This window comes from Lentzea sp. NPDC051838 (genome assembly GCF_040681245.1).
Taxonomy (GTDB): Bacteria; Actinomycetota; Actinomycetes; order Mycobacteriales; family Pseudonocardiaceae; genus Lentzea.
Genome location: NZ_JBFAYI010000002.1, coordinates 399,019 through 424,731, shown reverse-complemented (window position 1 = coordinate 424,731; position 25,713 = coordinate 399,019). Strand labels below are relative to the sequence as shown.

General features: G+C 66.7%; 21 protein-coding genes. 7 read left to right on the top strand and 14 right to left on the bottom strand.

Annotation, left to right across the window (positions count from 1 at the left end):
- From AB0M24_RS07885 to AB0M24_RS07870, 4 genes are read right to left on the bottom strand one after another with little or no spacing between them, the layout of a single operon-like run.
- Window positions 1-1,419, bottom strand: coding sequence for an NDP-hexose 2,3-dehydratase family protein (locus AB0M24_RS07885; protein WP_363762371.1), 1,419 nt, complete (start codon window positions 1,417-1,419; stop codon window positions 1-3).
- Window positions 1,416-2,606, bottom strand: a complete 1,191-nt coding sequence (locus tag AB0M24_RS07880; RefSeq protein ID WP_363762368.1) for a cytochrome P450 — start codon at window positions 2,604-2,606, stop codon at window positions 1,416-1,418. The genes AB0M24_RS07885 and AB0M24_RS07880 overlap by 4 nt, the downstream gene beginning before the upstream one ends.
- Window positions 2,594-5,599, bottom strand: coding sequence for a ferritin-like domain-containing protein (locus tag AB0M24_RS07875; protein WP_363762365.1), 3,006 nt, complete (start codon window positions 5,597-5,599; stop codon window positions 2,594-2,596). The genes AB0M24_RS07880 and AB0M24_RS07875 overlap by 13 nt, the downstream gene beginning before the upstream one ends.
- A complete protein-coding gene (locus tag AB0M24_RS07870; RefSeq protein WP_363762362.1) occupies window positions 5,596-7,065 on the bottom strand; it encodes an NAD(P)/FAD-dependent oxidoreductase in 1,470 nt (489 codons plus the stop codon). The genes AB0M24_RS07875 and AB0M24_RS07870 overlap by 4 nt, the downstream gene beginning before the upstream one ends.
- A 288-nt stretch (window positions 7,066-7,353) precedes the next feature.
- On the opposite strand from AB0M24_RS07870, the gene AB0M24_RS07865 reads away from it, so the two are divergent.
- From AB0M24_RS07865 to AB0M24_RS07855, 3 genes are all read left to right on the top strand, one after another.
- Entirely contained in the window at window positions 7,354-8,652 is a 1,299-nt protein-coding gene (locus AB0M24_RS07865) for a glycosyltransferase (RefSeq protein ID WP_363763048.1), read from the top strand.
- The gene (locus tag AB0M24_RS07860) at window positions 8,649-9,872 is read left to right on the top strand and encodes a cytochrome P450 (RefSeq protein WP_363762359.1); all 1,224 of its coding nucleotides are present in this window, start codon (window positions 8,649-8,651) and stop codon (window positions 9,870-9,872) included. Before AB0M24_RS07865 ends, AB0M24_RS07860 begins: the two co-directional genes overlap by 4 nt.
- Window positions 9,873-10,025: 153 nt before the next feature.
- Window positions 10,026-10,634, top strand: coding sequence for a hypothetical protein (locus AB0M24_RS07855; protein ID WP_363762356.1), 609 nt, complete (start codon window positions 10,026-10,028; stop codon window positions 10,632-10,634).
- A 268-nt stretch (window positions 10,635-10,902) separates the two neighbouring features.
- Here the strand turns inward: AB0M24_RS07855 and AB0M24_RS07850 are convergent, their stop codons facing one another.
- The 3 genes from AB0M24_RS07850 to AB0M24_RS07840 form a co-directional block, all read right to left on the bottom strand.
- Entirely contained in the window at window positions 10,903-13,632 is a 2,730-nt protein-coding gene (locus tag AB0M24_RS07850; protein ID WP_363762353.1) for a LuxR C-terminal-related transcriptional regulator, read from the bottom strand.
- 297 nt (window positions 13,633-13,929) lie between these two features.
- Window positions 13,930-14,547 carry an NAD(P)-binding protein gene (locus AB0M24_RS07845; RefSeq protein WP_363762350.1) on the bottom strand — a complete coding sequence of 206 codons (618 nt, stop codon included), beginning with the start codon at window positions 14,545-14,547 and terminating at the stop codon, window positions 13,930-13,932.
- Window positions 14,548-14,623: 76 nt separating this feature from the next.
- Window positions 14,624-14,932 carry a hypothetical protein gene (locus AB0M24_RS07840; RefSeq protein ID WP_363762348.1) on the bottom strand — a complete coding sequence of 103 codons (309 nt, stop codon included), beginning with the start codon at window positions 14,930-14,932 and terminating at the stop codon, window positions 14,624-14,626.
- A gap of 202 nt (window positions 14,933-15,134) precedes the next feature.
- Between AB0M24_RS07840 and AB0M24_RS07835 the strand changes: the two genes are divergently transcribed.
- Together AB0M24_RS07835 and AB0M24_RS07830 are read left to right on the top strand one after the other, a co-directional pair.
- On the top strand, window positions 15,135-15,734 hold the full coding sequence (locus tag AB0M24_RS07835) for a DUF4360 domain-containing protein (RefSeq protein WP_363762346.1): 600 nt from the start codon (window positions 15,135-15,137) through the stop codon (window positions 15,732-15,734).
- A gap of 52 nt (window positions 15,735-15,786) precedes the next feature.
- Window positions 15,787-16,422, top strand: coding sequence for a DUF4360 domain-containing protein (locus AB0M24_RS07830; RefSeq protein ID WP_363762343.1), 636 nt, complete (start codon window positions 15,787-15,789; stop codon window positions 16,420-16,422).
- Window positions 16,423-16,458: 36 nt separating this feature from the next.
- Here AB0M24_RS07830 and AB0M24_RS07825 read toward each other — a convergent pair whose 3' ends face one another.
- The 3 genes from AB0M24_RS07825 to AB0M24_RS07815 form a co-directional block, all read right to left on the bottom strand.
- Window positions 16,459-17,622 carry an FAD-dependent oxidoreductase gene (locus AB0M24_RS07825; protein ID WP_363763045.1) on the bottom strand — a complete coding sequence of 388 codons (1,164 nt, stop codon included), beginning with the start codon at window positions 17,620-17,622 and terminating at the stop codon, window positions 16,459-16,461.
- A gap of 104 nt (window positions 17,623-17,726) precedes the next feature.
- On the bottom strand, window positions 17,727-18,167 hold the full coding sequence (locus tag AB0M24_RS07820; protein WP_363762340.1) for a hypothetical protein: 441 nt from the start codon (window positions 18,165-18,167) through the stop codon (window positions 17,727-17,729).
- Window positions 18,168-18,233: 66 nt separating this feature from the next.
- Window positions 18,234-18,374, bottom strand: a complete 141-nt coding sequence (locus tag AB0M24_RS07815; RefSeq protein ID WP_363762337.1) for a hypothetical protein — start codon at window positions 18,372-18,374, stop codon at window positions 18,234-18,236.
- A 125-nt stretch (window positions 18,375-18,499) separates the two neighbouring features.
- Here AB0M24_RS07815 and AB0M24_RS07810 point away from each other — a divergent pair, with 125 nt between their 5' ends.
- The gene (locus AB0M24_RS07810) at window positions 18,500-19,069 is read left to right on the top strand and encodes a TetR/AcrR family transcriptional regulator (RefSeq protein ID WP_363762334.1); all 570 of its coding nucleotides are present in this window, start codon (window positions 18,500-18,502) and stop codon (window positions 19,067-19,069) included.
- Here AB0M24_RS07810 and AB0M24_RS07805 read toward each other — a convergent pair.
- From AB0M24_RS07805 to AB0M24_RS07790, 4 genes are read right to left on the bottom strand one after another with little or no spacing between them, the layout of a single operon-like run.
- Complete coding sequence (locus AB0M24_RS07805; protein WP_363762331.1) at window positions 19,066-20,361, bottom strand: cation:proton antiporter; 1,296 nt, start codon at window positions 20,359-20,361, stop codon at window positions 19,066-19,068. The two genes, AB0M24_RS07810 and AB0M24_RS07805, sit on opposite strands and share 4 nt — an antisense overlap.
- Window positions 20,354-21,931, bottom strand: coding sequence for a histidine phosphatase family protein (locus tag AB0M24_RS07800; protein WP_363762328.1), 1,578 nt, complete (start codon window positions 21,929-21,931; stop codon window positions 20,354-20,356). The genes AB0M24_RS07805 and AB0M24_RS07800 overlap by 8 nt, the downstream gene beginning before the upstream one ends.
- Window positions 21,928-23,814 (bottom strand): FAD/NAD(P)-binding protein, encoded by a 1,887-nt coding sequence (locus tag AB0M24_RS07795; protein WP_363762325.1) that lies wholly within the window; start codon window positions 23,812-23,814, stop codon window positions 21,928-21,930. Before AB0M24_RS07795 ends, AB0M24_RS07800 begins: the two co-directional genes overlap by 4 nt.
- An 8-nt stretch (window positions 23,815-23,822) precedes the next feature.
- On the bottom strand, window positions 23,823-24,242 hold the full coding sequence (locus AB0M24_RS07790; RefSeq protein WP_363762322.1) for an OsmC family protein: 420 nt from the start codon (window positions 24,240-24,242) through the stop codon (window positions 23,823-23,825).
- Window positions 24,243-24,379: 137 nt separating this feature from the next.
- On the opposite strand from AB0M24_RS07790, the gene AB0M24_RS07785 reads away from it, so the two are divergent.
- Window positions 24,380-25,702: an NB-ARC domain-containing protein gene (locus tag AB0M24_RS07785; protein ID WP_363762319.1), complete on the top strand. Its 1,323-nt coding sequence runs from the start codon at window positions 24,380-24,382 to the stop codon at window positions 25,700-25,702.
- Window positions 25,703-25,713: the final 11 nt, after the last annotated feature.

Sequence of the window (25,713 nt, the reverse complement as noted above, 5' to 3'; positions counted from 1 at the left end):
TCACGCCCCTCCCTTCGGTTGCGTCGACAGGGCGTTGAGGCAGGCCAGAAGGGTGCGTGCTTCCACGTTCAGGTAATGGCCGTGCCGGGTGAGCTCGGTGAGCTGGGCGAGGCTGGCCCAGGCGTAGCCGGGCGGCGGGTCCAGTGGCGTCTCGGTGTCGTTCGTGTCGACGACCAGGTAGCGGCTGCTGGCGTTGAGAAAGCGCCCACCCTCCTCGGAATGGACCGCCTCGTAACGGATTCGCGACGGAGATGCGTTCAGCACGATCCCCAGGAACGGCGGCTGATCCACTGTGGACAGATGTGCGTAGTTGCGCGGCGTGCACTGGACGGTCGGAGCCAGCTCGACCGTGTCGAGAAAGCCACCGTCGGCACGAGCGTGCACCAGCACGTGCGGTATGCCGCCGAAGTCCCGCAGGAGAAACGCCACCACACCCACACCGATCGCTTCGAACAGCGGCTGGGTCCACTGGATCCGCTCGCGGTTCCCCGCCTGCACGGCGACGGCAACGGCCCTGAAGTAGCGGCCTTCCTCGTGCTCGACGCTCTCGGGCCCCTGTTTCCAGCCACACACCGACGAGAGCGGAATTCGGTGGGCACGCACGTCGCGGCGGGAGCGTTCACCGGTGAACCACGACAGGAGCTGGGTGTCGGAGAACAACGCGCCGGGTGTGCAGTCCGGGAAGGGCAAGCAGGACAGCACGCTCCTGGCGTTCATGTTGACCGTCAGGTCGTCGTGCAGCAGCGCGGCGATCTGCCCGAGGGTGAGCCACCGGAAGTCGTCGTCCGCCTCGATCTCGTCGACGGTCTCGACGATCATGTTGCGGTTGACCTTGCGGAAGAACCACGAGCCCTGCTCGGACTGCAGCACGTCGGCGATGACGCGCTCCGGTTGGAAGAAGTGCTCGATCAGCTTGACGTCCGCGCCGCCGTGGGCCCTGGTGTAGTTGCTGCGGGTGGCCTGCACGGTCGGCGACAGCTGCACCAGGTTCGGGTTGCCCGGCTCCATCTTGGCCTGCATCAGGAAATGCAGCACCCCGTCGAACTCCTTGCACAGGATGCCGAGGATGCCCGCCTCAGGCTGTCTGATGACCGGCTGCTGCCACTCCCTGCGGGGCCCGTCGCCGAAAGGACCGTCACGTTCCTCCACGTGCAGGCCCTCGATCGTGAAGAACCGGCCGCTCCGGTGTCCGAGATTCCCGCTTCCGGGCTTGAACCGCCATTGGTCCAGAGCGTCGAACGGGATCCGCTCCACGCGGAAGTCGTTGGCCTGCCGGCGTTCCTCCAGCCAGACGCGGACGTCCTCGGTGCGCAGATGCGACCCGTGGCTGGTCGCGGCCGAGAGCGCGATGCGGTCGCCTTGTCCGCGATCAGTGCGCGGTCGCGCGATGGCGCAGGCCGTGGCGGACAGCGGGGTCATGAGTTCCTTCCTTTCGTTTCGGACAGGTCGAGGACCAAACGGGAGGGGCCGTGAAAGACCATGTCGTCGGCGTAGTCGACCTGCTGATCTCCGTTGCCCAGCGCGGGAACACCGTCGAGCAGTGCCCGGAGCCCGATCTCGATCTCGGCGCGGGCGAGGGTCGCGCCGAGGCAGTAGTGGATGCCCAGGCCGAAGCCCAGATGCCGTTCAGCCGGTCGGTGGAGGTCCAGCACGTCGGGGCGCGGGAAGCGTGCGGGATCCCGATTCGCCGACCCCAGCATCGCCACCACTCGGCTGCCGGTGGGTACGTCGTACCCACCGAGGCGGAGGTCCTGCCGCGCCCACCGCGTCACGGCATGGACGGGAGGGTCGTACCGCACGAGCTCCTCGACGGCGACCGACGTCAATCCCGGAGACTCACGCAGCTCCTCGAGCACTTCAGGGTGCGCCCGCAGCGCCAGCACCGCTTTCGCCAGTGAGTTGGTCGTGGTCTCGTGCCCCGCGGTGAGCAGGTGAACACAGGTACCCACGATCGCTTCGACGCTCAGCGGCACACCGTTGTCCTTGGCGCGCACGAGGATGGTGAGCAGATCACCGCGATCCTTGCCGCGCCGCAACCGAATCAGTTCGCGGAAGTACTCCGCGAACTCCTCGGCAGCCGCCTCGGCTCGTGCCTGGCCGACGTCGCTGCGCCGGGAGCTGCTGCCTTCCTGGAGCGCCATCGCGGTGGCGCGAAGCCAGGTGTGGTGCGCCTCCGGAATGCCCAGCAGTTCGGAGATGACGAGAATCGGCAGTGGTGCGGCGAACCCCTCGACGAGGTCGGCCTCCTTCCGCCCGTTCAGCTGTGCCAGGAGCCCGTGCGCGATCTGCGTGATGCGGGGCCGCAGGTCGGCGACGACCGCTGGCGAGAACTCCTTGGCGAGCTGGGATCGCAGTTCGGTATGACGTGGCGGATCCATGAACACCAGCCAGTTCTCGACGATCGTGCGCAGTGCACGCGACTCAGCGGGAACCGGCACCTCGCGACCGAAGGACCTGCTGGACAGCACCTGGGCGACCTCGTCGTAGGAGAACACGTAGAAGGTGCCGGATTGGCCTTTGTGGACTGCCGCGGTCTCACGGCAACGCTGATAAACCGGATACGGGTTGGCGATGTCGTCCGGGTTCCAGCCGGTCAGGTCGAACACGAGATCCCTCCCTGCGCACGGAAGTGGTCGGCCCAGAAGGCGGCCATCTCGCCGACCCGCGTGGGCACCAGGGCGCTTTTGGCGCAGTCGGCCGCGAGCTCGTCCAGGCGCCGCACCAGTGCGCGACGTGCCACGTCCGGCCTCGGTACGGGTGCCGGCTGCTCGGTCAGCTCGAACGACGGTCCGGCGGTCCTGCCGCGCCGTCCCGACGGCATCGTCACCAGCAGCTCCGCCAGCGGGCGCATCAAGCCGGTCATCATGTCGATCGCGGCATTCATCAGGTCGGAACGGCGGAGGCTGCCGTCCGGGCGTTCACCGAAGTGCTGTGCCATGAGCTGCAACGTCAGGAAGTACGCGCGGTTGAACAGCTCCATCACGATGCGGGCGTCCGGATCGGTCGCGGTCTCCATGGCGGGATCTCCGTGCCGCAGTGTGGGGTTCCGCATCACCGGGTAGGCCGGGCGCCACGGTTGCGCGTCGTCGGACGGCGCCTCCCGCAGCAGTTGGCCGATCCGCAGGAACGAGGTGTAGTGCGACTCCTCGTCCGCTCCGGGCTCGAGCACGCCTCCCTCGCCCTGCTCGGTGATGACGTCGACGGCGAACAGCGCGCTGGGCAGGTCGTCGACTTCGAGCTGGTAGTCGGGGTGGTGGTGATTGATCGACTCCCGCAGGAAGAGGTGGTGTTCCCCTCCTCCCCTGCCCTTCTCGACCAGAAAGAGGTCCGGGATGTGCTGCAGCCCCTCGCGGATGGCGGCGTACAGCTCGCTCAGCGAGGCGTACGGATGAGGTGTGTTCGATGCCACGACGTCACCTCGCCGGACGTCGCCGACGAGGTTCTCCGGCTGTTCGATCAGCGTGAACCGCTCGACGCTGCCGAGCCCCAGGCGTTCGAGGGAGAAGTCCAGCGGCACCGGCAGCTCGTGGTTGATCGTGCCGAAGTCGATGCGCGGCACGTGGAACGGTTCGCCCAGCGCGACGAGGATGTTGTTGACCAGCAGGAAGTGGATCATCTCTTCGCGGGCGATGGTCAGCAGCATGCTGCGGATGCCCTCGTCCAACGTCTCGCCGCCGTCGCCGCAGGCGAGTTGGAGCTGCTCTGGTGTCCAGACGCCGAGCCGCACGTACTCCACGCCGGCGCCGTGGGTAGGCACGGAATAGGCTGCGTACAGGTACTGGAGCATGACTGCCAGTTCGACAGCTGCGGCTTCGCGCAACACTCGGACGAGTTCGTCCCGCGTGGTTATCGGAGCGTGTCCGCTGCGATCTTCCACCGGCGTCGCGAGCAGGACCGCGTCCGGTTTCTGCTGGGCCCGCAGGTACTTCAGCAGCAAGCGTGCCTTCGGCTCGGACAGGTCCCGCGTCGGCGGCATGTAGTAGGTCATCGCCTTGTTGCGCGGATCGCACATCTGCCAGATCAGCTTCGCGTACGTCTCCACCTTGCATCGGTCGGCGAGGCTGAAGACCTCGTCCTTCATGAAGGAGAACATGCGCTCGTAGAAGGCGAAGACCTCCCGGTGCACCAGCTCGAACGTGACTTCGTCGTCCTCGATCTCGTCCAACCGCCAGTCGTCAGGCAGGACCCGGACCGCGGCGCACCCGTCACCCAACCGGACCGTGGTGGTACCGGCCTTCCTGCCCCGCAGAACGACCCGGCCCAGACCGGTGTCGTCGGTGTCCACGAAGGCGGGCACACGGACGAGGTCGAGGTCTGACCGCACGGTGATCCCACGGACAGCACATGGGCGTCCACGCACGTAGGACCGCACGACGACCTCGGCGTCATAGTCGGCGTCGCCGGGGTGGCGCGGATGTTCCAGAACCAGGCTCGCGTCGTCGGTTTGAACGTTGACTTCCTGCTCTCGCAACGACATCCGCGAGTCAGTGGCCACCAGCCGCAGCCCCTCGTCGGCCGGGGACTCCGCCGCGACCGTGACGAGTCCACAGGCCAGGTCGTAGTCCGGGCCGAGATAGGCCTGCCGGGGCACTCTGGTCACCAGCTGGCCGCTGACCGTGCGCAGTTCGAGATCTCCGACGTCGACCGGCGAACCGGACGAGAAGGCAGGCAGCGCGGTGATCAGGTTGAGGGTGACGCGGTCGTCGGTCACCTCGACGGATGCGTTGTGCAGCGCGCCTTCCTCCTCAACCTCCGGAAGAAGCAAGCGGCCGGCCGGGTAAGTGCGGAGCTCGTGCTGGTGCCAGGGAGCGATGGTCCCGCGCAGCAGCCACCGGCCAGGCTGGTCGGGTGCAGTGGGCGCGGCGAGGTGGCTGAGGGCGAACTGCACCACGATGCCGGCCGCACCAGATTCCCGGAGCCGTTGCACGACAGGGGAAACATCAGAGTCGTCGAGCCAAGTCAGGTCTTCACCGGTCACGGCGAACTGGTGGACCACGGACCTGCGCAACCCCGTCGCCAGCCAGTGATCGCCGGCGTCGGGACCGTGGAAGTCGTTGTGCCAGCGAGGAGACTGGAAACCGCGAACGGTTCCGGTGGCCAGGTACCCGACGTCGTGGGAACGTCCCTCGCGCCCGAAACCGAACTGTCCCACCACGAGCGTCGTGGTCCGGTCGGACGTCGGGTCGACGTCGAAGACGCGAGCTCGGTTGGCCGTCGTCGCGAGATAGGGGTTGTAGTGGCCCCACATGTCCACCGCGCGCCCGACCACCGGGTCAGCGGTGTCGATCTCACCTGCGCGCATTTCGGTGGCGACGATCCGCGCGTCGATCGAGAAATGGCCGCTGCCCGCGAAGTTCGTGCCTTTCGCTGCGCTGAAGGGACCGTCCGCGTTCACACATCCGGTGGCGTCGTAGCGCGGTCCCAGCCGGTCGAGGTGGTCGTGGTACTCGGCCGCGTCACGCTCGACTGGGAACGCGGTGCCGTCTGCGGTGAGGGCGGTGTTCGTGGTCAGGTCCACCAGGCCGTTGCGTGGGCCGGTGGGCAGGTGCGACGTGGCAGTTCCGCGGAAGTGCAGCCGCGGCAGGTCGAAGACGCTCATGCCGGTCGCTCCCAGGCGGTGGCGAACACACGGCTTGTCTTCGGCTCGTACCACTCGATCTCATGTGCGGCGTCGATCCCGGACTCGATGGCGCCCTCGATCCACGCGGGTTTCGACGAGCAGTGCTCACCCGCGAAGAAGAGTCGCTGCTGAGGGCGGGTTGCTTCGCGTCGCTCAGCCTCCCGCACGGCGGCTTCCTGACCCCAGCGAACCGTGGCCGCGCCGCGGGACCAGCGATGGTCACCCCAGGCTCGCCCGGCCGTCCCGAGGATCATTCCCTGCCGCCGCAGCTCCGGGTGCATCGTGCTCAGTTCGGCGATCACCAGGGCGGTGCGGTCCGCCTCGCTCAGCAGGCCGAGCTCGTCGGCGTCCGGCCCGATGCTGTAGCTCGCGAGGAGGACAGCGCCGAGCGCCGGGTCACCCTCGACCGGCGGGTAGTAGGTCTGTCGCACGTGGCCACCTGTGAAGGAGGCGCCGCCGCTGATGCCGTCGGCTTCCCAGAATGCTTCCCGGCAGTGCAGGGCGATCTTCGTCCCCGCCCAGTACTTCGTCTGGTGGACGATGTCGAGCTTGTCCTGGTCGAAACCGTTCAGCCGCATGGTTCTCAGCACCGTGAACGGAACGGTGCAGACCACGTAGTCACAGGTCCGGCTGAATGCCCCGTCGACCTGGCGTCCGCGCAGCTCCACGACGTCGTCACGGACGTCGATCTCCTCCACCGCGCAGCTCGTCGAGATCGGCCCCCGGATTCGGGCGGCGAGCCCGCGCGGCAACTGGTCCATCCCGTCGCGCAGTCGGACGATGCCCGATCCGGTCTCGTCGAGCACGTCGTCGAGGAACCGCTCGAGGTGCGGCGGGCACAGCGAGCGGATCAAAGGATGAGCTTGGTAGAACGCATGCAGGTCGATCCTGCTCCCGCATCGGAAAGGGGTCAGGTCGATTCGATCGATGAGGTCGAGCAGTTCCACGCCGATCTCGTTGTGCATGCCGTCGTAGAACTGACGGGGGGCCACCGCTTTGATCGTGGCGTCCAGCCAGGCACCGAAAAGAAGCGTGTTCATCCGGTAACCCTGGTTCGGCAAACCGGCTGAAAACTCCTTCACCAGCGTCGTGTGCGCGTCCCGTACTCGGACGTGGCCGGCCGGGCCGGGCAGGTACGCGGCATCGTCGGAGAACAACGTCTCGAACGGGCGAACCTGGTGCTGCAGCCCGAGTTCGGCGATGTAGTGCCTCGTCAGCCGGTGCCCTGCGGGGATCCGCATCGCTCCGAGCTCGACGAACGGCCCAGAGCTGTCACGGCCACCGAAACGATGTGTGGCAATGCGGCCACCGATGTCGTGGCTCGCCTCGACCACCTCGACGTCGTGTCCGAGCCGCTCCAGTTCGTAGGCGGCCACCAGTCCGGCGATGCCGGCACCGATGACGGTTACCCGCTTTCGCCCACCTCTCTCCTGCAAGGGCGTCACTCAGATTCCTCCAGTAAGCGCGGCCAGGACGTTGAGCGGATGGCTCAAGCAATGGCGATCTCGGAACGACTCGCCGACTATTTTTCGCGGCGGGAGAACGCGTCCACATCACCTGACGGGCGGGAGAACAGGTGATACGCCGGGTGCCCTGCCAAGGCCCTGGAGGCAGTCGAGCGGCTGCATCTCACTTGGTCGCGTGAGGTTTCGCCGCAAGCCCTTCCGCAGCCCGCGGGCGCGCTGAAACTGGCCCAGGACAAGCCAATCCCGACGGAGGCCACGTTGACGCGAGTGTTGATCGCGACCACACCGGCACCCGGCCATGTCGTCAGCATGGTCGAGGTGGCCCGCGAGCTGACCCGGCGCGGCCACGAGGTGCGCTGGTACACCGGGCAGACGTTCCAGCGACAGGTCGAGCACGCCGGGGCGATCTTCGAACCCATGAGCGCCGGCCTCGACTTCGGTGGCAGGAGCCGGGAAGAGGCCTTCCCAGAGCACGCCGGACTCACCGGGCTCGCCAGCTTCAAGATCGGTGTCCGGGACATCTTCTACCGCACGGCGCCCGGCCAACTGGCCGACCTTCTCTCGCTGCTGGACCGCTTTCCCGCGGACTGCATCCTCGCCGACGACATGTGCTACGGCGCGTGCTTTGCCAGCGAACGCACCGGAATCCCGCTCGCCTGGCTGAGCAACTCGATCTACATCCTCGGCAGCAAGGACACCGGACCGCTGGGCATGGGCCTGCCGCCGAGCACCTCACCCCTGCGCCGGCTGCGCAACGATCTCCTGCGGTTCACCGGAAATCAGTTGGCCATGAGGGATCTGCGCCAGGAGGCCGACCGGACCAGGGACGAGGTGGGCCTGCCCCGCTTGGGATCGGGAGCGATGGAGAACATCGCACGCCCACCGGACCTCTACCTGGTGAGCACTGTGCCCTCGTTCGAGTTCCCCCGCCGGGACCTGTTGCCGGGCACCCACTTCGTCGGCGGCCTCTTCGGCCTCCCACCGGAGAGGTTCGACCCACCGGGTTGGTGGGACGAACTGCACGAAGACCGGCCGGTCGTGCTCATCACCCAGGGCACGACCGCGAACGACGTCGAACGACTGCTCGTGCCTGCCGTGAGAGCACTGGCCGACCAGGACGTTCTCGTCGTGGTCACCACGGGCAGCAACCTCGATGTCGACCTGCTGCGACCGCTGCCAGCCAACGTCCGGTTGGAACGGTTCGTTCCGTACCACCACTTGCTGCCACACGTGGACGTGATGGTGACCAACGGCGGCTACAACGGCGTCAACGCCGCGCTCGCCCACGGCGTCCCCCTCGTCGCCGCGCCCGCCACCGAGGAGAACCCCGACGTCGCGGCCCGCATCGAATGGTCGGGAACCGGAGTCGTCCTCCCCAAGCGCGCGGTGTCCGAAGCCAGCTTGCGCGACGCGGTGGTCACCGTTCTGCGCGACGACCGCTATCGACGGCAAGCACGCGCGCTTTCCGAAGAGCACCAACGACTCGACGCCCCTCAACGGGCGGCCGAGCTCATCGAATCCCTGGCCGCCCAAGGCCGAGTCCACACCGGAGGTACCGCACAGTGACCGCCAGCACGAACAACGCCCTGACCGAAGCCCCTCAAACAACGATGCCGGTCGACCCCGGGCCGTTCGACTGCATGCCGGAACTGCTGGCGGCCGCACGGGTGGCACCGGTCGTGCGGATTCCCTACCTCGACCAGCACGCGTTCGTGGTGTGCGACCGGGAACTGGTGAAAGCTGCTCTCACGCATCCCTTGATGGGCAAGGACATCACCCTGGTCCCGGACTGGATGCGCAAGCCAGGCCTGATGGTCGGCTCGCAGCCGCCACCGGAGTACGCCCGTGCGATGATCATGAGCGATGGCGCGGATCACGCGCGGATTCGCCGCATTCACGCACCGGTGCTGAGTCCGCGCAACACCGAGCGGTGGGGTGAGCGAGTCGCGGTCAAGGTCGAGGGCTTCCTCGACGAGCTCGAACGCGCAGGCACCGCAGAGGTCAACGTGGTCACGGACTTCACGCACAAGATCCCGCTGGCGTTCATCTCCGAGATGCTGGGTCTGCCGGAGGAGGCAGAGCGACGGCTGCGCGGGATCACCGACGTCATGCTGTACTCCGCCGACTACCCGGCTCGCAAGGAGGCGATCGGGGCGCTGTTCGGGGCCGTCGAGGACTGGGTGCGCGACCCGTCGGTGCTGCGCGACGGCGTGATCACGGGCCTGCTCGCCTCGTCCGACGGGCCGGACGCCGCGGTCACCGAGGGCGAAGTGATCGTCTGGACGCTCGGGATGATCATCACCGGCTACGAGACGACCGGAAGCCTGATCTCCGCTGCGCTGTACGAAGCCCTGCGTCGGCCCACGGCGGAACGACCGCGGACCGAGGCCGACATCAAGGCGTGGATCGAGGAGACCCTGCGGGTGCACCCGCCGTTCCCGCACCCGACCTGGCGCTTCCCACTGGAGGACATCGAGCTCGGCGGTTACCTGCTCCCCAAGGGGTCCGCGGTGCAGGTCAGCATCGCGGCGGCGAACCGCGAGCCCGGCGAGGAGGCCGACAGCTTCGACGCCGCGCGGCAGGGACTCGGGCACCTGTCGTTCGGGCTCGGTGCGCACTACTGCATCGGTGCTTCGCTGGTTCGGCTGGAGGCACAGCTGGCTGTCAGCGGCTTCCTGGGCCGGTTCCCGAACGCCCGGCTGAGCACCGACACCGCCGTGGAGTGGGAGTCCGAGTGGATGATCCGCCGGATGAGCGTCCTGCCCGCACTGCTGACCAACTCCTGAGACCCGTTGCGTTGAGCGACGAGTCGCGACTCGAAGGCAGCAAGTTCGGCCTCCGGAGTAGCAAGGCGATCGACCAGACCGCCTACCTGCGGCTGCGGCCCTTGGTTCAAACAGGTGAGAATTGCACAATACCAACGGTGACGGCGTAACAAGATGACGGCGGTGGCGATTATACCGGTCGTGGCCGTCAATAATGCCGATGGTACGGCAAATGATCCGGACGACGCGATGATGCGGGAGATCCTCCTCGTCGAGTACAAAGCACTGCGTGACGAGATCTCCAAGAGGATGGATCATCGCGTGACCTTTCGGATCTCGGCACTGACCCTCACTCTTGCCGCTATCGCCGTGGGCGTCGAGCGCAAGAGTGGGGTACTGCTTCTACTTGCGCCGATTGTCAGCATTCTGTTCAGTAATATCGCCACCTACGTCAGCCTGCAAATAGACCGCATCTCCGGCCACTTGCGTTCCGCGGTGGAACCCAAGCTGAACCGTCTGGCACCTGACTCGGCAAGCTGGCACGCGTTCGAGGGTGACCGGCGTTCGCGGTTCCGACAGACATTCATGCCATACCACCTGCCGATGCTCATTCTCGTGGTCGTGCCGACATCAGTAGCCGTCGGCCTTGGTTGGACGTACTCGAATTCTCTGCTGACCTCGATTCTGATCACTGCAGTGGATGCCGCACTCTTCGTCTTGTTCTTGTGGAACTACTACAGGCTGGAGGTTCCATCGATCAGACACAGCCGTCAACTTCGATGATGCGGCAATGCCGTGGCGCTTCGTATCGAAGGCCTTATAGCGCGTCGTGGGGGCGTGCCTGGACGGCCGCGCGTACGGCTACCCGCAGGTTCTTCGAACTTGATCGGGCATCGTGGTCACCGGTTGCAGCGCCGTGCTTGCCATCGACCGGCCCGCCTGTTCGCGCCCCGATGAAGCCCCATCTGCGTGAGTCGGAGCCATTCTGATGCCGGGTGCCGGCGTGGGGCGGACCTCCCGCCACCCGCCCGGCTCGACTTGTCGTCCCGGACTAGGACACGCGAGATGTCTCGAGCCTGATCAGCGCAGCACGGGATTGGATCCCGAGCTTGCGGTAGACCTGCCGCAGGTGCGTCCCGACCGTGTTCGGAGAGACGAACAGGTGCCTGGCCGCCTGCTGGTTGGTGAGCCCGCTCGCCACCACCTCCGCGACCTTCCGCTCGGTCTCGGTGAGACTCTCCCAACCGGAGACGGGACGCTTGACGTGCTTCCAGTGCCGCCGCAACACCCCGAGCTCGCGCAGCCGCGCCCGCACCCTGGTCGCGTCCCGTTCTCCGCCGAGTGCGCTGTAGGCCTTCATCGCACGGTCCAGCTCGGCGACGGCCGTCTCGTGATCTCCCCGAGCGGCAAGAAGGTCGGCGTGATCCTCAGCTGCGGCTGCCTGAGCCCACGGGTTCCGATGCGACCGACCCGCCTCCGCCACGGCATCGACGTCCCGGTCGACGAGCGCTCGGACATGAAGAGCCGTGGCGCGAACGGCGGGAAGATGCGGGCTGTGGGTGCTGATGCTCTCCACCGCGTCGGCCACCGCTCGAACGATGTCCTCCCGGTGCGCTGCGAGCGCGCAGCGCACCAGCCAAGGCGCGGCGGCAGGCTCCTCCATCACCACCCAGTGGAGCACTCCGGTACCTGCCAGCAGTTCGACCGCCGCCGCAGGCCCCTCCTGCGCCGCGACAACCTGTGCCCGCAGCCACAGGCAGGCCGCCTGCCAGGGGCCGGTGCCGAGCTGCCAGCAGTTCTCCTCCACGGCACGCAGACAGTTCTCCGCTTCGGAGAGCACACCCCGGCGCAACGCCACGTGGCCCAGCGTCAGCCATGCTTGCGGAGCGAGCAACGACAGCTGCCGGTCGTCAGGACCTACCACGGTCTTCGCGGCCGCTTCAGCCTCGTCCAGCTGCCCCGTGGCGAGGTGCAGCCTCGCTCGGAGAGCCGCCTCGGCGACGGGGGTCGTGGCTCTTGCAAATCCCTGCACGACCGCCTCAGCCTTCTCGTACTCGCCGATCCGGGCGAGGAAGAGGGTGAGAAACCAACGCGGATCGAGGATCTGCGCGTCCCCTGTCGCATGGTTGAGCGTGACCGCGTCCCGCAAGGTGTCCACCGCGGCCCCCACATGGCCGCTACCCCACTGATCCAACGCGACAACGGTCATCGCGCCGACTCGAACGGCCTTGTCGTGACGATCCGGAGCGCGAAGGATCTCCCGTGCTCGATCGACCGCCGTACCGTCCCCGCTGAAGTGGGAAGCAGCGAGATGGACCGTCACGGCCTCGTGAGACGGGACGTCCTGCCGAACAAGGGCCTCGTCCGCCATGTGGACAGCGGACTTCGTGTCTCCTTGAAGCAGCAGCGCGGCCGACATGGAAGCCCGCAACACCGCGATGTCGCCGGCGTCCACTGGCCCGGCAGGGTTCGTGGCCTCCTCGATCGCGCTCCTCGCCACAGTTACGGCCTCGTCCAGGTCACCGGCTCTGGTGAGCGCCTCGACCGCGGTGCTGGCCAAGCGCACCCGCGTGGCCTGTTCGGGTTCCAGCAGTCGCATGCAGCGAGTCGCCAGTGACGCGGCGGTGGAAGGGTCGCCGACCACCATCCTGCGGGCACCTTCGGCGATGACCTCCAGCTCCTCGGAGTTGCCGGGCCGTGCGACGTGCGTGAGTTGCAACGCGGCACGTTCGACACCGTCCGGACGCGACAGCATCAGGCCCGCAGCCTGCCGGCGCAGCAAAGAGCGGACGGGCGGCGGCACGGAGTCGAGCAGCACGCGCCAGATCGGCTCGGTTCTGAACGCGAGGTTGTCCTCCCCGCAGACCAGGAAGCCGCGGTCGACCGCTTCGTCAACAGCGGACAGCAGGCTGACGGGCGACACGTCGAGCATGGCCGCCAGCTCCTCCGGGGCGAACGGAGATCCGAGCACGGCCGCCAGCCGGAGGGTCCTGACCGTGGGTTCGGAGAGCCATCTGAGGCTGTTCTCGATCAGCAGCGACACGCGTCTCGGTACCTGGGGCGGCAGACCGATTCCGGTCCCTGCCGGGTCGACCGGCACCAGTTGTGAACGACCGTCCGCAACGCTGATGTCGCCGTCCTCCAGCAGGCCTCGCACCAACTCGATCACCACGCTCGGCGTGACGTTGACACTTTCGACCAACGCCAGCAGGGCAGGATCGGGTGGGGCGCCGGTGTAGTCGACGACCAGCTGCTTCAACGCGTCACCCGACAGCGGCCCGAGCCTGCGCCCTGGCTCCACGGCGACCCTGCCCCGAAGCTTGCTCAGACAGGTCCTGACCGGCTCGGACGGGGGACCACCGGGTTCCGAGCTGAAAGAAGGCAGCCACAGGATCGACCGGTTCCTGACCGCCAGGATGAGGTCGCACAGCCCGGTCAGCGCAGATGGGCTGGAAAGGTGCATGTCGTCCAACGTGACGAGAACAGGCCGGTGCTCAGGGACGTCACGCAGCCGAGCCCACGTCGCCTCGACCACGTCCGGACTGCCTGCGGACAACCCCGCGGTCATCGGCACCGAGGTCGAAACGGTGGCATCGACGAGCGCGAACCCCATGCCACGAGCGATGTTCGCCGCTTCCGTGAGCAGGCGGGTCTTGCCTCCGCCGGGCGCGGCCTTGACCAGAAGTACCCGGCTCTGCCGGTCTGCACTCGCCTTCCTCAGGTTCACGGTGATCTGTGCGAGGTGATCTTCACGACCGTGCGGCCGTGCCTCTCCGCTCACCGCGACAGCTTGCCGGGAATCGGTGGGCGCGCGATGGCCATGGGCCCGACCAGGCACAGGTGCGGCGCGTAACCCTCGAGCAGCCTCTTTCACAGTGGTGTCTCCCCTTGAAGCATCCGTGGTGCCGGCGACCTCACCTCTCGGCGCCGACGTGCTCGCCAACGCGGGCATCTCCACCGGCAACGGCTCCCCCGCTCACCGACATCACTCATCGTCGGGCGTGGGGCACGGCGAAAACTTGGGGGAGTTCTGAGCAACCTGTTGGGACGCTCTGAGGACAGCGACGACGCTCGGCGCTCAGACAGGCGGTGCCCCTCGACGAAGGACGAGAAGCCGGTCACCTTCGCGGAGCAACACGACGGCGGGATCCTCAGCCCAGAACCGTTCGCCCTCTCTCAGCACAGCCAGCACCTGATGCCCGCAGGCGAGCGGCGAAGAACCGACCTCGTCCTGTGCCACCTCGCGCTCGGCCACCGTCCACTCCTGGTCGGAAAATGCGCGACCAGTCCGCTGAGCCTGAGCACCAGGTGCCCATTCGGTGACCTGGCCCACGTCCACGACGTGGTCGGCGCCGATGTACTCGATCAGCTGGCGCAGCTCTTCGCTGTGGATGACCGTAACGACGGTGGCGGTCTGGTTCAGGCAACGCACGGCCGATGTGATCCGCACGGCCATCGCGTCGTCCGCCACCGCGACCACGACGTGATCAGCATCGTGCACTCCCGCGAGCCACAAGGTGCGCAGACGCCAGCCGGGTCCGACGACGGCGTGCAGACCGTCCAACACGGCCTGTTCGGCTCGTACGGGATCGGAGTCGACAACGGTGAAGCCGGTCGACTTCCCGCCTTCGTGCAACGCCGTGACCACAACACGACCTCGAACGCCGTAGCCGATGAGTACCGTGTGTGAACTCATCCAAGCCCCTCACCAGTTCGCCCCATCCTTCCGACGGAGGAGGCAGTTGAATCTCCACAAAGGACGAATGGCCGGTTCAGCCCAACCACTTCCCGCCGTCGATCGCCACCATCAGCGACACCAGTGCGATCGCCGCCCCCACCACGATCTGGTTGATCTGCACCGCGGAGTCGACGTCGGTTTGCACCAGGAACGCGACAGCCACCAACGCGACAGCGAGTCCGATGCTGAACGTGCGCAGCCACGGAACATCCAGTGGCGCGAGCGCACGCAGCATTCCCGCCAACATGATCACCACGGCCAGGGACAAAGGAACCCAGTAGGGCCGGAACGCCAGCCGCGAGGCATCGAAGTCGAGCAGCGGAGGCGCCGCGACGAGCCACACGCCCGCGAGAAACGTGAGGGTTCCTGTTCTGGCTTCCGATCTACGACGTTGTTCTTCGCGCACACGGCAATCTTTGCTCTGAGCAAGCGAACTGCCGACAGGCCGGCGGGATCGTAGGGAGTTCGAAAGGGGCGCCCACACCACGCGCCAATAGCCTGGTGGGCATCCGCCGTCGCACCAGCTGAGATCCGAGAGGACGACCATGCTGACCGCGATGACGGCAGCGGCCCTCGTGCTGGCCGCGATCACTCCGACCAGCACCACCGCCGCGCCACCTGGGAAGGTCACGATCGACGTCGTGACGGTCAACGGTTCCGGTTGCCCAGCCGGTACCGCCGCTGTCGCACCCGCCGCCGACAACACGGCGTTCACGGTGACCTACAGCGACTACCTCGCCCAGACCGGTGCCGGTGCGGCTCCCACCGACTTCCGCAAGAACTGCCAGCTCGTGCTGAGAGTGCACTACCCGCAGGGATTCACCTTCGGCATCGCCCAAGCCGACTACCGCGGCTTCGCGCACCTCGCCGGGAACGCCAGCGGCGTGGAACGTGCCAACTACTACTTCCAAGGCACATCGCCTACCGAAGCGCGCACCCACACCTTCAACGGCCCGATGAGCGACAACTGGCAGGCCACCGACCGCGCTGAAGTGGGCGCGATCGTGTACGCGCCGTGCGGTGAACAGCGGATGCTGAACGTCAACACCCAGCTGCGGGTCCACGGAGGCAGCAGCTTCATGACCATGGACTCGACCGACGCGAGCTTCAGCACCAAGTACCACTTCTCCTGGAAGAAGTGCTGACACCCGTCATTCCGCCGCCATCCCTCGCGCACGAGACGAAGGTGGTCCCCCGATGCTCAACCTCCTGGCCGCAGCGGCCATGACCATGTCGACGATCATCATCCCGCCCGGCGGCGACCCCGGCGACACTCCCCCGCCCGACCACATCACCATCGACGTGGTCACCGTCAACGGCTCCGGCTGCCCGGCGGGCACCGCGGCCGTCGCGGTCTCGCCGGACAACAAGGCCTTCACCGTCACCTACAGCGACTACCTGGCACAGGTCGGCGTCGGCGCCAGGCCCACCGACTTCCGCAAGAACTGCCAGCTCAACCTCAGAGTCAACGTCCCGCAGGGTTTCACCTACGGCATCGCCCAGACCGACCACCGCGGCTTCGGACACCTCGAACGCGGCGCCAGCGGTGTCCAGCGGGCCAACTACTACTTCCAGGGCATGTCCCAGACCGAACGCAAGACGCACACCTGGAGAGGCCCGCTCAGCGACGACTGGCAGGCGACCGACGAGGTCGAGGTCGCCGCGATCGTCTACCACCCCTGTGGGGAGAGGAGGAACTTCAACATCAACACCGAGCTGCGGGTGAGCGCGGGTTCCTCGGATCCCAAGACGACCACCAGCTTCATGTCGATGGACTCGACCGACGGCGCGATCAACACCACCTACCACTTCGCGTGGAAGCGCTGCACGTAACCGATGCCACCGCGCGCTGTTCTGGACTGCAGGGGTTCAGGACAGCGCGCGGTCCTGTTGTGGACGATCGAGCACGTTGCCAGTGGGCGGCAGCACGGAAGCCAGGATCCGCGTGCGGATGAACGGAAGAGCCGCGAGCCGGAACATCCAGTCGCGCAAGCTGATGCGCCACTTCGACGAGGGCGCCATCCACTCGGTGAACCGCCGGCCGAACTCCTGCGTGCGTGTGACGGGCGGCAGCATCCGCGCCTGATAGCGCGCCAACGCCTCGTCCACGTCGCCATCGGCGAGTTCCTCGGCCAGTACGTAGGCACCTGTCATCGCCAGCGAGGCCCCGTGGCCCGCGAACAACGAGACCGCGCCACAGGAGTCGCCGACGAGCACGATCCGATCGCGGTGCCAACGGTCCATCTCGACCTGCGCCGCCTGGTCGAAGTAGACGTCCCCGGACAACGCCGCCAACAACTCCGGCACCACCCAGCCGAGGTCGCCGAAGCGGACTTGAAGTGCGGCCACCGGGTCCTCGGGCAGCTGCCACTTCTCCTCGCGGTGCAGGAAGAACGACGCGAACCCTCCCTCACCCACCGCGTAGCAGCCGACCATGCGGTTCGGCATCGTGAGCATCTGGTACCTCTCGCCGATGCGCCTGCTCAGTCCGGGATCGTGCCCGGAGAAGGCCGCGACGTGGTAGCCCAGGTAGCGCACGAACTGGTCTTCCGGACCGAACGCGAGCTCTCGAACCCGTGAGTGGACTCCGTCTGCTCCTACGAGGAGGTCCACCTCCTCGACGGTGCCGTTGGTCAACAGCACGCGGACCCCGTGTTCCGTGCGCTCAATCGCCTCGGCGGTAGTACCGAACCGGATCGGGGAGCTCACCCCGTCGCGCAGCACTCCCGCCAGGTCTCCACGGAGCAGACTGATCATGCCGCCGGCCACGTCGGCGTACGTCGCCTCACCGAGCTCGCTACGGCGCCTGCCCCGTTCGTCCACCGCGGTCACGCTGTCGATGCGAGCGCGATGCCGTTCGAGCTCGGGCAACAGACCCATGCGCTGCGCGACCTCATGACCCGGTCCGAAGAAATCGATCATGTAGCCACCCCGGCGGAACTCCGGCGCCCTCTCCACCACCAGGACGTCCCACCCGGCACGTTCCAACCACCACGCTGTCGCCATGCCCGCAACACCGGCACCCACGATCATCGCTCGCACCGAAACCACCCCCGTTCGATCCAACCTCCCGAATTGGGCACATGCCCAAGCTAGTCTCAACATTTGCACACTGCAAGCTTTGCTCCCGACATGGGTCAGCGACCAGGCAAGCCCTCCTCAGTGCGCCCCGAGTGACCCGCCACTCGAAACTGCGCCGCCAGCACGAGCAGGTACGCGACCGTGGCGGTGCCACCGACCAAAGGCCACGCGAGATGACCGTGGACCACCGAGGTCAGCACCGTGACCAGCACCATGCTCACCCCGACCGACGGCAGGTGCAGACCGCCCCACACCCGGACACCAGCAGCTTGACCGTCCAGCACACGATTCACTCCACCGAACGCGAGCGCTCCCACGGCCCCGAAACCGGTGACCGCGCCAACCAGCAACAGCAACGCGTCAACGGCTGACGGCACACCACCTTCGGCGTGGGTCGTGATGGCGCCCGCCGTCCACAGTGTCAGCGTGTAGCCGTGCGGTGCCGCACTCGCGGAGACAACCGCCCGAAGCTGCTGCCGATAGTCGCCCTCTGCCATGGACAGACGATAACCGCATATACATTTGCCCATGGCAAACATTGCGTGATGCATCATTTGAGCCGATCACAGACTCATGAACGTGTCCCGGTCGTAACATGACAGCTCGCGTACGAACTCGCCGACGCGGACCGCAAGCCTGGCGACGAACCTGGTGAACGCGTTGCCTCGACGCCCGTAGGCCGAGGTCCAGAGTGTTGGAATCATGGCTCGAGGGTGAGCCGCCGCAGCTCACGAGCGGAGTTTCATGGATGATCCTGGACGCTTGTTGCGCCGTCATGACAAGAGGGCTAACTTGGAATGGTTGGTTCAAGTTGGTTTGGAGGGCGACGATGCCCGACGTGAAGCACTTCGATCCTGACGTCGTGCTCGACTCCGTCATGGGGTTGTTCTGGCGACAGGGTGCGGCGTCGACCGGCATCCAGGACATCGTCACCGCGACGGGCGTGAACCGGTCGAGCCTCTATTCCACGTTCGGCGGCAAGCGGGAGCTGTACCTCGCGGCGTTGCGCCGCTACGTCGACTCTCGTTCACAACCGGTCTTCGCCCGCCTCGCGGAGGACGACCGTGGGCTTCCGGCGGTCGCCGACTTCTTCGCGGGCCTCGTCAAGACGCGATGCTCAGGCGAGCACGCCAGATGGGGTTGCATGATCGCGAACGCGCACGCTGGCGGGGAGAACGACGACCCGGACATCAGCGCGGAGCTGGCGCGCCACCACGATCAGCTCAGCGCCGCCTTGCGCACGGCGCTCGAACGTGAACCTGGGTTGCGCATCCCGGCTACGCAGGGAGCGGACATGCTCGCGATGCTGGCGTATGGCGTGAACCTCCGCTCTCGCGCGGGAACTGACCAAAAAACGCTGAACGCGACCGTGAAGGCCGCGCTCAGCGTCCTGGTCTAGGCAGCGACCTTCTCCTTCTCCGGCGGAAGAAGGAAGACTTCCTGCTCGACGCGGGAGGGAAGTGCCCATCGGTAGAGCGGCACGGCACCGGCGGTGGTGATGACCGCGACCAGCACCAGCATCGAGAAGACCTCCTGGGTGATCATCTTCTGCGCCAGGCCGATGTTGATGAAGATGAGGATCATCAAGCCGCGGGCGTTCATAAGGCCACCGACCGCGAACGACTCACGCCAACCGAACCCGACCGCGCGCATGGACAGCGCGCAGCCGAAGTACTTGCCCACGAATCCCGCCACCAGGATCAGCGCGAACGGCACCAGCAACGCCATGCTCGCCAGGCCGTTGAGCTGCGTGTTGAGGCCGGACAGCGTGAAGAACATCGGCAACAGCAGAACACACACGACATCCATCGTCTTGCCCTGCAACGCTTCCCGGAAGACCTTGTTTCGCGGCATCGCGAGCCCCGCGATGAACCCGCCGAACACCGAGTAGATGCCGATGAGATCGGTGCAGAACCCGGCGAGCAGCGCGACACCGACGACCAGGTACATCTGGTCGAAGCCGAACTTGCCGGTCCTCTCAACCTTCTCGCCCACCGGTCGCAGCAGCGGTCGCACCACGAACAACATGACCAAGGCGAACGCCGCGGCCAGGCCGATCGTCACCATCGCACTGCTGATGCCCGAGCTGGCGTGCAGAGCGGTGAGCACGGCCAAGAAGCACCAGGCCGCGGCATCGTCGATGGACGCGGCGTAGAGCGTGAGCTTGCCGAGCCGCGAGTTCTGCAGGTTCCGCTCGTACAGAATTCGCGCCAGCATCGGGAACGCGGTGATCGATAACGCGCCACCGATGAACAACGCGAACTCGAACACGCCGACATCGGGTACCGACAGCCTGCTGTGCAGCAGTACGCCGACGCCTCCGCCGAGCACCAGCGACGGCAGAATTCCGGAAACCGCCAATGCCGCTGCCTTGCCGCCTTCGCCCTTCTCCTTGGAGCCGTGGTCGAGGCCTGCGCCGACGAGGAACATGAACACGGTCAGGCCGATGGTGCTCAGCACGTAGAGAACCGGTTTGACCTCGGCCGGGAACAGGGCCTTCTGCACACCGGGGAACCAGGCCCCGAACAGCGTCGGGCCCAGCAGCACTCCGGCGACCATCTCACCGAGGACACGAGGTTGCCCGATCATCAACGCCAACCGGCCACACCCCCACGACGCGGCCAGGATCACGACGATCGCCGGTAAGACCTTCAACACCAGCAACAGATTCGGATCGGTGTGTTCAAGCACCGATTCCCCCCTTCTCCACGGCCGCACGAGCCTTCGGAATTCGCAGTTCGGTCAGCCAGCGCTCGTCGGCGGCGTCGACCACGACGCGCCGCGCGTACCAGCTGTCGAAAAAGGACAGTGCGAACGTGGGCAGCAGTGACCAGATCGCGAGAGTGGCGAGCGCCGCGTGCCCGGTGAGCACCGCGATGATCACCACGACGAAGACGTTCGGATACGTCATCGCCACGTAGTCGTCGAGCCCCTGCAGGTCACGGCGCCGGGTCAACAGCAGCGAGATCAGGCGCAGCACGACGGCAACCCCCACCGCCGCGAACCCGTACGTCGAGAACGTCGACAGGTCCACCGACAACGAGACGAGCACGATGAACGCCGTCAGCAGCAGCACGGCGACATAAGCGTTGCGCTCACCGAACTTCGCCGTCCGGATCGGGCTGCGCCGCCGCAGCTGCTTCACCACCGCGTACGAGACGAGCACGGTTCCGGTCGACGCCACCACGCTCAACACGACCGCGAGCAACACGTTGCGGTCGAGCACCACGGACAGCACCGCGGAGAACGACACGGCCGCCGCCAGCGAGGACAGCATCACGTGCGCGAACGCCGGCACGATCATGCCGCCCAGGCACCGGCTCACCGTCATCGCCACCACCGAGCTCGGTGCCGCGACCAGCACAGCCGCATAGCCGACATCGCCAAGCGGAACCCAGTGCAGCAGCAGCGCCAGCCCAACCGGTATCGCCACGTACCGCAGCAGCACCGCACGGATGATCCCGCGGTCGGTGATGTACCGGCCCGCGCTCTCGATCTCGATGCGGCACATCGTGATCACGCTGGCCGCCACGAGCAGAGCGAGCAGGACGTACGGCGACGCTGGTACACGGATCCCGGCGAGGTTGCCGAGCAGCCCGGCGATCATGCCGAGACAGAACACCACCGGGTGGTGCACGACGATCCGGTCGTAGAACATGTTGCGGTGCTTGTTCTCCCGGCCGACGTAACTCGCGATCCGGTCGCCTCGCAGCATCTCCGAGTTGGGCAGCCGCAGGTCGTACGACTCCTCCACCGGCCGGTCCAGGATGAACCGGCAGATCAGCTCGACGACGTACTTGTGCGAGACCACGCACACGATCTCGCCGCGCTCCAGCGCCGGCACGAGCTCGCGGAGGAAGAAGTCGTGCACGCGTGAGCGGAACTGCTCGAAGGTCTCGCCACCGGACATCGTGTCGCTGTCGCCGTTCATCGCCTTCTCGTACTCGGCGATGCCGTGTTCCTTCTGCAGCAACGACTTGCTCTTGAGCGTGTAGTCGCCGAAGTCGCGTTCCATCAACCGGTCGTCGACGATCATGTCCGACCGATCGCCGAGGACTGTGCGCGCCGTGTCGTGCGCTCGGGACAACGGGGAGACGAACACGCGATCGAACTGCTGGCCTCGGTGCTTGCTCGCGACCTTCTCGGCCTGGACGCGCCCGAGGAACGTGAGCGGCGCGTCCAGGTTTCCCGCGATGCGGTGCACGACGTTGCAGGTCGATTCGCCGTGCCGCACCATGTACAGCCGGTCGAAGATCGTCACTTCAGCTCCACCGCCGCGGTGCGGACCAGCTCGGTGTACTGCGGTGACTGCCACTCCGACAGCCTGGAGATGTCGCACATCGCGAACACGACGTGCTTTTCCACCAGCAGGGCGAGCAGCGACGTCACCCGCTGCGCGACCACAGGCTCGACCTCGAGCGTCGCCGCGAACTCAGTGAGATCGTCGGAGATGGCGCGGCGCAGCTTCTCGCGTTGCTCCCGTTCCTGAGCCTGCAGGTAGGCCTGGGTCGCCGGCAGCACCGATTCCTGCGCGTGGGCCAGGACCTTGTCCTTGAGCTGCGGTGCGCCGACGTGCTCGACGAGCCACTCGGTGCCGCGGACGAGGCAGTGCTGCACCTCTTCCGGGATCGTGGTGACCTCCGGAGCGCGCATGTGCCGCAGCATCTCCATGGCCGTGTCGAAGCATTGGTTGCGCAGCGTGCCGATGCTGAACACGAACGCGCCGAGCCTGCCTCGCCGGCATGTCTCGTCACCCTGGCGCATCGGGCCGACGCTGTAGAGCGTGGGACTGACCTCGCCGTCCTTCCCGACCAGCTGCCCGTGCCCCCTCACCTCGATGCCACGCCTGGTGATCCCGTGCGAACGCGCCTGCCCGCGGTCCTGCACCAGGCCGCGCCACAACGGGTGCCCGGCCGAGCCGTAGTCGGTCGTGTTGCCCAGGCAGTTGATCACCCGGTCCACCAGGAGGTCGGGCCTGTCGCTGAACGAGACCCTGATCCTCTCGCCGTCCAGCACCATGCCGGTGATCTCGGCGGGCAACTGCGAGATCGTGCGCGGTGCGCCGTTGTAACCACGCATCCGGTTGCGCACCACGTTGCCGATCGCGGGAACCGTGCTGGTGCGGTTGGCCACGATCAGGCTCTTGTACCTGTCCAGCAGCATCTGCACGTCCGCCGGGGCCAGCCGCGTCGCCAGCTCGACGACATAGGGCTCCCAGGCCTTCATGATCCGTTCCGCGACCACGTCGGCGTCGGTCTCGTGCAGCAGTCCCCGCAGGTACTCGTACTCGGCCCGGACGCCTTCGACCACGGCGTCCGCCGTCAGCGTCTCGGCGTCGAGGAACGGAGGCCGCCGCGCCTGCCAGATGTCGTGCTGGTGGTCGGCGGGGTAGGTGCCGTGCATGTAGCCCGCTCGCGAGCAGATCAGGACCTCGCCCGTGTGGCCGGCGTTCACCAGCGACACCACCGAGTCGAAAGCCGTCAGCCCCGAGCCGACGAGCAACACCTTCTCGTCCGGCGCGATCGACCCGAAGACCGCACGGGAGCTGTTGGCATACGGATTGAACAGGAACCGGTCCGAGTGCTCCACGTTGTCGTAGAACGACTTGTGGACCGGGTCGAGGTGGCCGGTGGCGAAAACGACGTAGTCGGCACGCAGGGTGTGCACGTGCCCTTCGTCGCTCGACACGTACTGCACCAGGTGTCCCTCGCCGTCCGGCCGCACGTCCACGACGGTGCCGGTGCGCTCGACCAACCTCGTCTGATCACGCGCCTCGGACACGGTGCCGTGCAGCCGTTCAGTCAGGTACTGACCGAAGACGCGCCGCGGGACGACGCAGCTGAGCCCGAAAGGGTGGTACTTCCACTGACTCGGCCACGTCGTCCGGTCGGCCTCGTGGTTGGCCCACTCCAGGAAGTCCTCGGCGCGTTCCCGGTACAGGGTGATCCGGCCGGCCTGGATGTTGAGCATGTGGTTCCAGGTCGTCGACGCCTCACCGAAGGCGATCCCTCCACCGCGCACACCTTCGTTGCGCTCGATGATCGTGATCTCCAGCGGTGAGTCCGCGAACTGCAACAACCTGGTCGCCGTCAGCGTCCCGGAGAACCCGGCCCCGACGATGACGACCTTCTTGATCTCCCCCATTGACACCCTCATCCCCCTGTTGTCCACCGGTACTCGAACACGACCTTGATCGAGTCCTTGATCGAGTTGTGCACGATGCAGCCGCGTTCGGCCTTCAGGAACTGCTTGGAGAGCTCCCCCTCGAGCTCCGCCGGTGCCGTCACCGCGACGTTCACCTCGGTGAACCTCGTCGGCGCAGGCGTGAGCACGCCCGTGACGTTCAGGCTCACCAGCTCCTCGTCGAGCGGATGACCGTCGGCCTTCACGAACCCGAGGAAGGTGCTGAGGAAGCAGCCGCCCAGTGAGAGCAACAGCAGCTCACCGCCCATAGGGCCCTTGTCGTTCCCGCCCTTGTCCTCCGGCCGGTCGATGACGACCGAGTGCGAACGCGCCTGGCCGGTCGTGACCGTGCCACCTGCGTGCTGGAGCGTGACGTTGATCTCTGGCATGTCGGCAGCCTGTCCGACAGACGGCCGCCGCTGGGCACTCGTGGATGATCCTGGACGAATTGTTCCGATTCCTGGAACAGCCTTGACATCCCCGCTATCTTGAAACGAGTGTTCCAAGTTCGCTGAGGGGGCGTTCTGTGTTCACGCCAGGACGGCCGCGCACACTCGACGAGTACGTCGCGGCACTACGCACGTTGAAGGTGGAGGCGGGCAACCCGTCGATCACCGACATCACCCGGCGCATCCACATGTCGTGGGCGAAGACGGGCCGGCCGCGCAGCGAGTGGCCCGCCCGCTCCACCGTCGGCAACTGCTTCCAGACCGGCAGACGCCGTCCGAACATCGACCTGATGCTCGCCGTAGTCGACGTGCTGGTCGACGGAGACGTCGCACGCACGGGTCAATGGCGCCAGGTCCTGCGGCGCCTGCTGGGAGAAACCGACGGGACCAGCTGCACCAGCGTGCTCGACGAACTACCCGCCGACGTGCCGACGTTCGTCGGCCGAGCCGAGCTGCTCCGAAGGTTCACGGCCGGAGGCGTGGTCACTCTGACAGGCATGCCGGGCATCGGAAAGACGGCCTTGGCCGTCCACTTGGGACATCAGTGGATCCGGCTCGGCCACGTGAACGGCCCTGTCCTGTTCGCAGATCTCCACGGGATCGACCCGATCTGCCCACCGGCCTGCACGTCAGCGGTGCTGGAGTCATTTCTGCGACTGCTGAACGTGCCAGGTGACTTGATTCCGCCCGACCTCGACGCCAGGTCGAGGTTGTACCGCCGAAAGCTGGAGGGAACGCGCGCACTCGTCGTGCTCGACAACGCCGCGAACGCCGCCCAGGTCACACCTCTGCTGCCGCCCGACGGCCACCACGCGTTGATCACCAGCCGGTCGCAGTTGCCGAAACTGCCTTCGGCATCTCTGCCCGCGCTCACCCCTGCGGAAGCACTCGAACTCCTTCGAGTCACCGCCGCGCCACGCCTGTTCGACACGAGCCCGGCGATCCAGATCGCCACGGCCTCGGGTGGCCACCCGCTGACGTTGTCCATCATCGGCCGTCACATGCGCGAACATCCCGGCTGGACACTCGACGACTATGTGGAGCCGATGACCGCACTCTCACTCGAAGGCGGCCTGCGGGACGCTCTGGCGCTGTCCGATCGAGTCCTTCCACCAGAACCACGAAGGCTCCTGCGGCTGCTGACACTTCACCCCGACAACGCTTTCGACGTACGCGCGGCCGCGGCACTGGCCAATCTCGACGTACGCGCGGTGCAACGACTCCTCGACGTTCTCGTCGCCGCACATCTGCTGGAACGTGAGGGACGCGGCCACTACCGCTTCCACGGCCTGGTCCGCGCGTACGCCACGGAGAGGCTCGGTGTCGACGAGCCGGTCAGCCGCAGCCGCAGAGCGTTGGAGCGGCTGCGCCATCACAGCAATCTCTCGTTGGCCAGCTGAGTCCACAAAGC

Excerpts from the sequence above, each read along its gene's own strand:
- AB0M24_RS07795 (WP_363762325.1), bottom strand. The coding sequence starts at position 23,814 with ATGGGGGAGATCAAGAAGGTCGTCATCGTCGGGGCCGGGTTCTCCGGG.
- AB0M24_RS07885 (WP_363762371.1), bottom strand. The coding sequence starts at position 1,419 with ATGACCCCGCTGTCCGCCACGGCCTGCGCCATCGCGCGACCGCGCACT.
- AB0M24_RS07820 (WP_363762340.1), bottom strand. The coding sequence starts at position 18,167 with ATGGCAGAGGGCGACTATCGGCAGCAGCTTCGGGCGGTTGTCTCCGCG.
- AB0M24_RS07810 (WP_363762334.1), top strand. The coding sequence starts at position 18,500 with ATGCCCGACGTGAAGCACTTCGATCCTGACGTCGTGCTCGACTCCGTC.
- AB0M24_RS07855 (WP_363762356.1), top strand. The coding sequence starts at position 10,026 with ATGACGGCGGTGGCGATTATACCGGTCGTGGCCGTCAATAATGCCGAT.
- AB0M24_RS07830 (WP_363762343.1), top strand. The coding sequence starts at position 15,787 with ATGCTCAACCTCCTGGCCGCAGCGGCCATGACCATGTCGACGATCATC.
- AB0M24_RS07825 (WP_363763045.1), bottom strand. The coding sequence starts at position 17,622 with ATGATCGTGGGTGCCGGTGTTGCGGGCATGGCGACAGCGTGGTGGTTG.
- AB0M24_RS07875 (WP_363762365.1), bottom strand. The coding sequence starts at position 5,599 with ATGAGCGTCTTCGACCTGCCGCGGCTGCACTTCCGCGGAACTGCCACG.
- AB0M24_RS07815 (WP_363762337.1), bottom strand. The coding sequence starts at position 18,374 with ATGATTCCAACACTCTGGACCTCGGCCTACGGGCGTCGAGGCAACGCG.
- AB0M24_RS07835 (WP_363762346.1), top strand. The coding sequence starts at position 15,135 with ATGCTGACCGCGATGACGGCAGCGGCCCTCGTGCTGGCCGCGATCACT.
- AB0M24_RS07790 (WP_363762322.1), bottom strand. The coding sequence starts at position 24,242 with ATGCCAGAGATCAACGTCACGCTCCAGCACGCAGGTGGCACGGTCACG.
- AB0M24_RS07845 (WP_363762350.1), bottom strand. The coding sequence starts at position 14,547 with ATGAGTTCACACACGGTACTCATCGGCTACGGCGTTCGAGGTCGTGTT.